The organism is Phaeovulum sp. (assembly GCF_041596715.1).
Taxonomy (GTDB): Bacteria; Pseudomonadota; Alphaproteobacteria; order Rhodobacterales; family Rhodobacteraceae; genus UBA6213.
In genome coordinates this window covers 1-9058 of the sequence record NZ_JBFHIA010000120.1, presented here as the reverse complement: position 1 = coordinate 9058, position 9058 = coordinate 1, and the positions used below count along the sequence as shown (strand labels likewise).

Annotated in this window: 9 protein-coding genes and 1 riboswitch; of the genes, 1 reads left to right on the top strand and 8 read right to left on the bottom strand. The window is 61.7% G+C overall.

Going from position 1 to position 9058, the window contains the following annotated elements; all coding sequences use genetic code 11:
- Positions 1 to 304: 304 nt before the first annotated feature.
- The 8 genes from metK to miaB all read right to left on the bottom strand — a co-directional run bounded on the left by metK (position 305) and on the right by miaB (position 8160).
- Positions 305 to 1471, bottom strand: coding sequence for a methionine adenosyltransferase (metK, locus tag ABY403_RS09560; protein ID WP_372840563.1), 1167 nt, complete (start codon positions 1469 to 1471; stop codon positions 305 to 307).
- A gap of 6 nt (positions 1472 to 1477) precedes the next feature.
- A riboswitch (SAM-SAH riboswitch) is annotated at positions 1478 to 1525 on the bottom strand.
- A gap of 10 nt (positions 1526 to 1535) precedes the next feature.
- Complete coding sequence (lnt, locus tag ABY403_RS09555; protein ID WP_372840562.1) at positions 1536 to 3113, bottom strand: apolipoprotein N-acyltransferase; 1578 nt, start codon at positions 3111 to 3113, stop codon at positions 1536 to 1538.
- Positions 3110 to 4015 (bottom strand): transporter associated domain-containing protein, encoded by a 906-nt coding sequence (locus tag ABY403_RS09550; protein ID WP_372840561.1) that lies wholly within the window; start codon positions 4013 to 4015, stop codon positions 3110 to 3112. The genes lnt and ABY403_RS09550 overlap by 4 nt, the downstream gene beginning before the upstream one ends.
- A 34-nt stretch (positions 4016 to 4049) precedes the next feature.
- Positions 4050 to 4556 (bottom strand): rRNA maturation RNase YbeY, encoded by a 507-nt coding sequence (ybeY, locus tag ABY403_RS09545; RefSeq protein ID WP_372840560.1) that lies wholly within the window; start codon positions 4554 to 4556, stop codon positions 4050 to 4052.
- The gene (locus ABY403_RS09540; protein WP_372840559.1) at positions 4540 to 5523 is read right to left on the bottom strand and encodes a PhoH family protein; all 984 of its coding nucleotides are present in this window, start codon (positions 5521 to 5523) and stop codon (positions 4540 to 4542) included. Before ABY403_RS09540 ends, ybeY begins: the two co-directional genes overlap by 17 nt.
- A 196-nt stretch (positions 5524 to 5719) precedes the next feature.
- Positions 5720 to 6019 carry a hypothetical protein gene (locus tag ABY403_RS09535; RefSeq protein ID WP_372840558.1) on the bottom strand — a complete coding sequence of 100 codons (300 nt, stop codon included), beginning with the start codon at positions 6017 to 6019 and terminating at the stop codon, positions 5720 to 5722.
- 10 nt (positions 6020 to 6029) lie between these two features.
- A complete protein-coding gene (locus tag ABY403_RS09530) occupies positions 6030 to 6596 on the bottom strand; it encodes an OmpA family protein (RefSeq protein WP_372840557.1) in 567 nt (188 codons plus the stop codon).
- A gap of 217 nt (positions 6597 to 6813) precedes the next feature.
- Positions 6814 to 8160 (bottom strand): tRNA (N6-isopentenyl adenosine(37)-C2)-methylthiotransferase MiaB, encoded by a 1347-nt coding sequence (miaB, locus tag ABY403_RS09525; RefSeq protein ID WP_372840556.1) that lies wholly within the window; start codon positions 8158 to 8160, stop codon positions 6814 to 6816.
- A gap of 121 nt (positions 8161 to 8281) precedes the next feature.
- Between miaB and ABY403_RS09520 the strand changes: the two genes are divergently transcribed.
- The coding region (locus tag ABY403_RS09520) for a hypothetical protein (protein WP_372840555.1) at positions 8282 to 9058 on the top strand (777 nt) is incomplete at its 3' end.

Sequence of the window (9058 nt, the reverse complement as noted above, 5' to 3'; positions counted from 1 at the left end):
GCGCAGCGCCGCGAGGTCTTCTTCCAGATAGGTCTTTTGCGACGACCGCAGGGTGTGCCCAAAGCGGCGGCCATAAAAATTGCGCCGCGCGGGCGGTTCGGATGGGGGCATATCACTCATACCGCGCCACTAGGCCGGGCAGGGCGCAAGGTCAAGCACCGCCACGATCGCAGGCGCGGCGAAAATCGCGCCTGTATTGTGAAAAGCCGCAGCAACCAGACCTGCTGCGCGCCTAAACGAAAGCGCCCGCCGCATTTCAGCGACGGGCGCAAACGCACAAGGCGCGGTGGCCTGACTGCGTGAATCAGATCGCCGCTTTCAGCTTTTCGACAAGATCCGTCTTTTCCCAACTGAAGCCGCCATCCGCATCGGGCGCACGGCCAAAATGGCCATAGGCGGCGGTGCGCGCATAGATCGGGCGGTCAAGTTTCAGCGTATCGCGAATGCCGCGCGGCGTCAGGTCCATCGCCTTGGCAAGGGCCTGTTCGATCACGAACTCGGGCACCGCGCCCGTGCCGTAGGTATCGACATAGATCGACAAGGGCCGTGCTACGCCGATCGCATAGCTGACCTGAATAGTGCAGCGTTTCGCAAGGCCAGCGGCCACCACGTTTTTCGCCAGATAGCGCGCCGCGTAAGCCGCCGAGCGGTCCACCTTGGTCGGGTCTTTGCCCGAAAACGCACCACCCCCGTGCGGCGCGGCACCACCGTAAGTGTCAACGATGATCTTGCGCCCCGTCAGCCCCGCGTCGCCATCTGGCCCGCCAATCACGAAAGCGCCGGTCGGGTTCACGTGCCATTCGGTTTCGGGCGTGATCCAGCCTTCGGGCAGCACTTCGAGGATATAGGGCTCGACGATCGCACGAATGTCATGCGAGCTCTGGTTTTCGCTTTCGTGCTGGGTCGAAAGCACGATTTGCGCCACGCCGACCGGCACACCATGCTCGTAACGCACGGAAAGCTGCGATTTTGCATCGGGCCGCAGCAAAGGTTCGGCACCCGATTTGCGTGCCTCTGCCAGCCGCTTCAGGATCGCGTGAGAATAAAGGATCGGGGCAGGCATCAACTCTGGCGTCTCGTCGGTCGCATAGCCGAACATGATCCCCTGATCGCCGGCACCGTCACGGTTAACGCCTTGCGCGATATGCGCCGATTGCTCGTGCAGAAAGTTGTGAACATTCAGCGTCTTCCAATGAAACTTCGCCTGTTCGTAGCCGATGTCGCGCACGCAGTCGCGCACGATATCCTCAACCCGTTCGACGAACTCCTTGGTCTTTTCCTCGGTTGAAAGTCCGACCTCTCCGCCAACGACCACCCGATTGGTGGTGGCAAAAGTTTCGCACGCAACCCGCGCATTGGGCTCTTCGGCGATGAATGCATCAAGCACCGCATCTGAGATGCGGTCACAAAGCTTGTCAGGATGTCCCTCCGAAACGGATTCGGAGGTGAAAATATAACTGTCGCGTGCCATGGGGAGTGCTCCATTAAATTGCGCCGTCACGCCAGGAAGCCGTTGTGACGGTCGATAACGCTACCTAGGCGTGCGGACGGGTGCGGTCAATGGGCAAGCGCGCAAGTGTCGCAACCAACGCCATCAGCGCGACAATAAAGGCCAAGATCGGGCCGTCCCCTTGCCGCGCATAGGCCGTTTGCGGCAACGCGGCTGGCAGCGCCACATCAAGAAACCCCACTTCGTTCAACGCAATCTCTGCCCGCACACGGCCCCGCGCGTCGATCATCGCTGAAATGCCGGTGTTGGCGGCGCGCGCCAGCGGCAACCCGGTTTCGATGGCGCGCAAGCGCGCCTGCACCAGATGCTGCTGCGGCCCGGCCAGCGTGCCGAACCAGCTATCGTTGGTGATCTGCATCAGCCAATCGGGCCGTTCGGGTGCTGCGCGCAGGTCTTGGGGGAATACCGCCTCGTAGCAGATCAGCGGTTGCACCCGCCCAAGCGCGCCTAGGTCAAGCACCGCAGCGCCAGACCCTGCCGAATAGCCGTGCCCCTGCTGGGCTGCGAAAGCCGAAATGCCAAAACGCGCAAGCGTGTCGCCGAAGGGAATGTATTCGCCAAACGGGGTAAGGTGAAACTTGTCATAAAGCGGGCCGATCGCACCATCCGCGCCCAGCAGCACGAGGCTGTTGAAATAGCGTCGCCCCTCGCTGCGCTGCACCCCCAGCGCCACCGGCACGCCTGCGGCGGCCTCAGTTATCATCTCTAGCCCCGCACCGGGATCATCTAGCAGAAACGGAACCGCAGTTTCCGGCCAGATGATCAGGTCGGGGCGACGCGTCGCCGGGGCCGCGGTCAGATCTAGCTGACGAAAAAAGAACTCGCGCGCGTATTCGGGCTGCCATTTCAGCGCCTGTGTAGCATTGGGCTGCACAAGCCGCACCACCACGTCACGCGAAGGCACAGGTTCGGGTTCGGCCAGCCGCGCAGCACCCCAAGCCCACCCACCGGCCAGCACCGCCACCGCCGCACCGGTGAAACCAGCGCGCGTCACCCGCGCGCGCCCACGCCCCGCAGGCAAGAACTGCTGTGCCAGCGCAGCCGCCGCGAATGTGAATATCAGCGTCAAACCCACCGGCCCCGCCAGCGCCGCAAGTTGGCCGAGTGGGGTGTCGATGAAAGAATGACCCAAGAGCGCCCAGGGGAAGCCTGTGAATATATAGCCGCGCAAAAGGTCAGAAGCGGCAAAACCCAAAGCCAGCGCAAATGGGCGCAGCCAGCTTTTCCGCCCCGATGCCACACCGCCCAGCGCTGCTGCCAAGGCCCAGAAAAGCCCCATGCCCAGCGCCAGAAACCCAAGCGCGAAAGGTGCCATCCAAGCGTAGCGATCTGCCTCTACCTGAAACGGCTCGACGATCCAGAACATTGCCGCGATGCCGTAGCCCGCACCCGCCGCCCAGCCCGCCCAAGCCATGCGCCGCGTGCTGCCCTCGGCCCCGATCAGCACCAGCACCCCGGCAAAGCCCAGAAGCGCCAGCCACCACCAGCCAAGGGGCGCCTGCCCTGCCGCGCTAACAGCGCCCAACACTGCCAATGCCGCCAGCACGCGCCAGCGCGGCCGCGCGGCCGCGCCAAAAACCCGCCGCAGTGCGCTAACGATCACGCCTTTGCCGCTGCGGGCAGGCGCACACGAAGGCGTTTGACCCGCCGCGGGTCGGCGTCGACCACCTCGAACTCGACCCCGCCCTGCATCTGAATGACCTCGCCGCGCGCGGGCACCCGACCCGCCAACATGCAGACAAAGCCGCCGAGCGTGTCGATCTCGTCGTTTTCCTCGGCATCAGCAAGCTTCATGCCGATTTCCCCTTCGAACGCATCAAGCGGCGCACGCGCCTGCACCAGATACTGCTCGGGTTTCTCGACGACCCAGAACCCGTCCTCGGCCTCGTCATGTTCGTCCTCGATCTCGCCGATCACCTGCTCGATCAGGTCCTCGATCGTCACAAGCCCGTCAACGCCGCCGTATTCGTCGATCACCAACGCCATGTGGATACGCTCGCGCTGCATTTTTTGCAGCAAAACCCCGATTGGCATCGAAGGCGGCGCATAAAGCAGCGGACGCAACAACTTGCGCAGCATGAACCGCGGTGGGGTCCCTTGGGTGAAGCCATGCTCCAGTGCCAGATCCTTAAGGTGGATAAGGCCCAGCGGGCTGTCGAGCGTGCCTTTGAACACCGGCATGCGCGAAAAACCCTGCTCGCGGAACACATCAACCAGATCGTCGCGTGAAATGCTCACCGGCACCGCAGCAATTGCAACCTTGGGAATCGCCACATCCTCAACCCGCATCCGGCGCAGGTTGCTCATCCCAGGCAGCGACATTGGCGAGCGTATGCCGGGCGACTGTAGCGCGTGCATATCCGAAGATTCCGGGTCACCGGGGCTTAACTTGCTCAGGATACGGTCAAAAAAACCTCGTCGCACGCCCGGTTCGGCGTGACTGTCACCTTCGTCCGGCTCCGCCGCGCTTGGCGCGGCACCCGGACCATCTGCACTCTGTCCCATCGTTCCTTTCCAACCAACCCGATCGATATTGTCGTCAGGCAATCTCATATGGGTCTGCAATACCCAGTGTCGCAAGGATGCGCTGTTCGCATCGTTCCATCAACTCCGCATCTTTTTCGCGGATGTGGTCATAACCCAACAGATGCAGCATGCCATGCACAAGTAGATGTGTCACATGCGCAGTGTGTGGTTTGCCTTGTTCGACCGCCTCGCGCACGCAGGTTTCCCACGCTATCGCGATATCGCCAAGCTCTGCACCCATCGGATCGTCTGCATCGGGGGCGAACGGCGCGGCACCTTCCTGTTCGGGTGCCAAAGCCTCGGCAGGCCAGCTAAGCACATTTGTGGGCGTGGGCTTGTTGCGGAAATCGGCGTTGAGTTCGGCAATCCGGGCATCATCGCAGGCAAGCAGGCTAACCGCGAAATCGCCCTCTATGCGCTGATCGGCCATCACGGCGGCCAGCGCAACGTCGGCCAGACCCCGCAGGCCAAAGGCCTGCCAGCGGTCATCCTCAAACACAATTTCAACCTCGAGCGTCATCGTCGCGCTCATAGGCCTCGATCACGCGCGCCACAAGGGGGTGGCGCACCACATCGCGGGCCGAGAAGTAATTGAACGAGACACCCGCAACGCCCGTCAGAATACGTTCGGCATCAGAAAGCCCCGAGGCCGTTCCGCGCGGCAGATCGACCTGGGTGCGATCGCCTGTAACTACCATGCGGCTACCCTGCCCAAGCCGGGTGAGAAACATCTTCATCTGCATGGTCGTGGCGTTTTGCGCCTCGTCAAGCACCACGAAGGCCTGTGACAGCGTGCGCCCGCGCATGAAGGCCAAGGGCGCGATTTCGATGCGTTTTTCTTCCATCAGCTTGGCCAGCTGCTTGGCGGGCAGAAAATCGTTCAGCGCGTCGTAAAGCGGCTGCATGTAAGGATCGACCTTTTCCTTCATGTCGCCGGGAAGAAAACCCAACCGCTCGCCCGCCTCGACCGCGGGGCGTGAGAGGATGATCTTGTCCACATGCCCGCCGATCAGCATGGTTACGCCCACCGCCACCGCAAGGTAGGTTTTGCCGGTGCCCGCAGGCCCGATGCCGAAAGCCATCTCATGCGTGAACAGCGCCTTCACATAGGCCTTCTGCGCCTCGGTGCGCGGTTCGACCTGCTTTTTGCGGGTGCGGATTTCGTAGCGCCCCGCCTCGAACATTTCGAGTTGCTGATCCAGTGGCACCGCTTCAGAGCGGAACTCGCCCAGCCGGATCGCGGCGTCGATTTCATCAGAATCCACCGCGCGGCCCTGCTCTAGCCGGGCATAAAGCGCGCCCAGCACCGAAGCCGCCTGCGCCTGTGCGTCCGGCAGGCCGACCACCGCCAACTGGTTGCCACGCCGCAAGATATGCACCGAAAGCTTGTGCTCGATCTGCGCCAGATTGCGGTCGAATTGGCCGCAAAGGCTGATCAGCAGCCGGTTGTCGGGAAACTCAAGCAGCGTTTCATGCGCGTCTGCCATGCGGGGCGGGGGGGGGACGGCGCTCAGGCCCAAATGAGGCTCCTTGCTAGGGGTTGTGGGCTTATGGTGAACCGCCCGCAACCAATGCGCAAGCGTGGCGTGCACAAGAGCGCACCCACATCAAAAGATTTTACGTGATGGATACAAAGAGGCCGCGCAGCAACGCTGCACGGCCCGAATATCAGCCCGAAGCACCTCAGAGCGAGTCGGGAACAGTGCTGCCCGTCTTGAACGGCCCCACCGCCTGGTTCGGCAAACCGGCACCCGAACAGATCGGTTTGCCGTAATCATCAAGCCTTCCACTCAGATACCCCTCGACGCCATCGTCGATGATCCAGTGGTCGCAACCTTCCGGGTCGATCCAGACACCCGCCTGAAGCTGGCTCAAGTGCTTGTCATCGACGCCACGGTCGATCGACTTATCCGGGCCGACCTCGGTGCAAGCCGTCGTGCCGAGCACGGCGGCGAGTAGAACAAAGCTATTGATCACGCGCATTGCCGGCCCCTCACTTCACACAAATAATCTCGACGCGGCGATTCTGCGCCATGCCTGCGGCGGAATTGTTGTTGGCGCGCGGGTAGCGCTCGCCATACCACTGCACTGCCAAAACGCTGGCACCCACCGATTGTGCCACCGCCGCGACCGCATTGGCGCGACGCTGCGACAGGCCCATGTTGTATTCATCAGACGCGCGGCTGTCAGTGTGCCCCGAGATGATGAAGCTACGGGCCTGTGCTGTGCGGAAGAAGTTTTCCAACTGCTTGCGCCCAGTCGAAGTGACCACGTAGCGATCCGTTTCGAACAGTTGATCGGTTGGCAGCACGCCGCAAACGTCGCGGTGGCAAACCGGGCGACCGTCACGGGTCAGGCGGTTGTCCATGTACCCTTCGGCACCGTCGTCCATCACCCAATGTTCGCATCCATCCGGGTCAATCCAGATGGTGGGAACGTACTGCTCTGCCGAAACCACCGGTTGCGCCAATACCGGCGCCGCAAGCGTTGCCAACGCCAATGCACACGCCGCGGCACCACCTGCACTCGGCTTCAGAAACTTGGAAATCCGTGTTCTCACCGCGGTCGCCTCCACCTAAGCCATTGCCTTCGCAGGTTAGCACCTACGAAGCCTATACTCATTCTATTTCTGCAGATTAGCGAAAACACGCGGCATGGAAAGTGTGAATCCCAATATATTGTATTTTATTCGTCAACAGATCAGACAACTACACTAGGATTGTTGTCGCTTATCGCATTGAAGATGGAAAAATCTTGGCAACATACGCGCCAAGCATTTAGCGCAGCAGAACGCCCGCCAAAGAATTGGTCCAGGCTTCGGTGATTCTGCAACGCACGAGTTGCCCGGGCGCAAGATCGGCACCGTCCAGATGCACCGCGTGCAGATAATCCGATTTGCCAACCCATTGCCCGGCAACGCGGCCTGGCCGCTCGATCAGCACGCCAAGCTCTCGCCCTACCATGCCATCTTGCACGGCGCGTTGCTGGCGGGTGATAAGCGCCTGCAACTCTTGCAATCGCGCATCAGCGACCGCGCCTTCGACGGGCGGGCGATCTGCCGCGGGTGTTCCGGGGCGGGCGGAGTATTTGAAGCTATAGGCCATCCCGTAGCCCACCGCCTCGATCAGCGCCATCGTATCAGCGAAATCGGCATCGGTTTCACCGGGAAAACCAACGATAAAATCGCCCGAAATCAGCATATCTGGGCGCGCTGCACGAATCCGCTCGACGGTGCGCAGGTAATCCTCTGCGGTATGGCGGCGGTTCATCGCCTTCAAGATGCGGTCCGACCCCGATTGCACCGGCAGGTGAAGATAAGGCATCAGTTTTGGCTCATCGCCATGCGCGGCAATAAGATCGGCTTCCATGTCATTGGGATGCGAGGTGGTGTAGCGGATGCGTTCTAGCCCGTCGATCCGCGCCAGCGTCCGCACTAGCCGCGCCAGCCCCCAATCCGCGCCATCTTCGACCCCGTGGTAGGCGTTGACGTTTTGGCCCAATAGCGTGATCTCGCGCACGCCCCGCGCCACCAACCCCCGCGCCTCTGCCAAAATCCGCGCTACCGGGCGGCTGACCTCGGCCCCCCGCGTATAGGGCACAACGCAAAAGGCGCAAAACTTGTCGCACCCTTCCTGCACGGTCAAAAACGCCGCCGGACGCCCTTGCATGGGCCGCGCTGGCAGATGTTCGAACTTGTCCTCGGCCGGAAACTCGGTGTCGAGGCTTTTCTGCCCCGCATCCGCCGCGCGCGTCATGGCGGGCAGGCGGTGGTAGGCTTGCGAGCCCACCACGATATCGACAATCGGCATACGACGCTGAATCTCGGCACCCTCTGCCTGCGCAACGCAGCCTGCCACGCCGATTTTCAGATCGGGGTTGGCCAGCTTCAGCGGCTTGAGGCGGCCAAGATCGGAATACAGCTTTTCGCTCGCCTTCTCGCGAATATGGCAGGTGTTCAGCAACACCATATCGGCGCCATCGGGACTGTCGGTCAGCACATAGCCTTCCGCGCCCATCGCCTCGGCCATGCGCTCGCTGTCATAGACGTTCATCTGGCAGCCGTAGGTCTTGATGTGGAGCTTTTTCGCCCCCACCCCGGTCTTTGGCTTTTCGGCGTCGGACATTGCGCCCCCTTTCGCGTTGCGCCTGATACTGCGTGCAGCACCGCACGGCAAGCCTTGGCACCCGGCTTGCAATCGCGCCGCGCTTGCATGATCTTGGCGACACAACCGCACGGGCAGGTAGATGGACCACCCTTCACTTGAGGCTTTTCTAGAATCGGGTCGGGCGGTGCTGGCGCGCGGCCCGATCGGCGTTGTGCTGATCGAAGATCTGGTCGAGGTTGAAAGCACGATCCGCCACCAGCTTCGCATAGGGGCTCGCGCCGTACTTGCCTATGCGCCATCCGGCTGGCAGGTGCCCGCCGATCTGGCCGCTGTCGTGCATCGCATCCCCTTCGATCTGCGCGGCCCGGATGCGCTGACGCGCGCGATAAACCCGCTGATCGCCGCCTGCCCCGAAACCACTTGGCTGCACTATTGCTACAACGCCGAGTACCTATTTTATCCCTTCAGCGAAACGCGCAACTTGGCCGAGCTTCTGGCTTTTCACGCCGAGGAACGACGCGATGCGATGTTGACCTATGTGGTCGATCTTTACGCAGCCGACCTTGAAAAAAACCCTGATGCCGTGTGCTTGTCTGAAGCGATGCTTGATCGCTCGGGGTATTTCGCGCTCGCCCGCAAGCTTGAAAACGGGCAGGCGCTGGACCGGCAGTATGATTTCTTCGGCGGCCTGCGCTGGCGATTCGAAGAACATGTGCCCGAAAGCCGGCGCAAGATCGACCGCATCGGCCTGTTTCGTGCGCAAAAGGGGCTGAAACTACGCCCCGACCACACATTCAACATCGAAGAATATAATACCTATGCCTGCCCTTGGCACCATAACCTGACCGCCAGCATCGTCTCGTTCCGGGTTGCCAAGGCGCTCAAGAGCAACGCAGGCTCCACATTCAATATCCCG

Coding starts and splice junctions, on each gene's coding strand:
- ybeY (WP_372840560.1), bottom strand. CDS start 4,556: ATGACGCTCGAGGTTGAAATTGTGTTTGAGGATGACCGCTGGCAGGCC.
- ABY403_RS09550 (WP_372840561.1), bottom strand. CDS start 4,015: ATGGGACAGAGTGCAGATGGTCCGGGTGCCGCGCCAAGCGCGGCGGAG.
- ABY403_RS09540 (WP_372840559.1), bottom strand. CDS start 5,523: ATGGCAGACGCGCATGAAACGCTGCTTGAGTTTCCCGACAACCGGCTG.
- metK (WP_372840563.1), bottom strand. CDS start 1,471: ATGGCACGCGACAGTTATATTTTCACCTCCGAATCCGTTTCGGAGGGA.
- miaB (WP_372840556.1), bottom strand. CDS start 8,160: ATGTCCGACGCCGAAAAGCCAAAGACCGGGGTGGGGGCGAAAAAGCTC.
- ABY403_RS09535 (WP_372840558.1), bottom strand. CDS start 6,019: ATGCGCGTGATCAATAGCTTTGTTCTACTCGCCGCCGTGCTCGGCACG.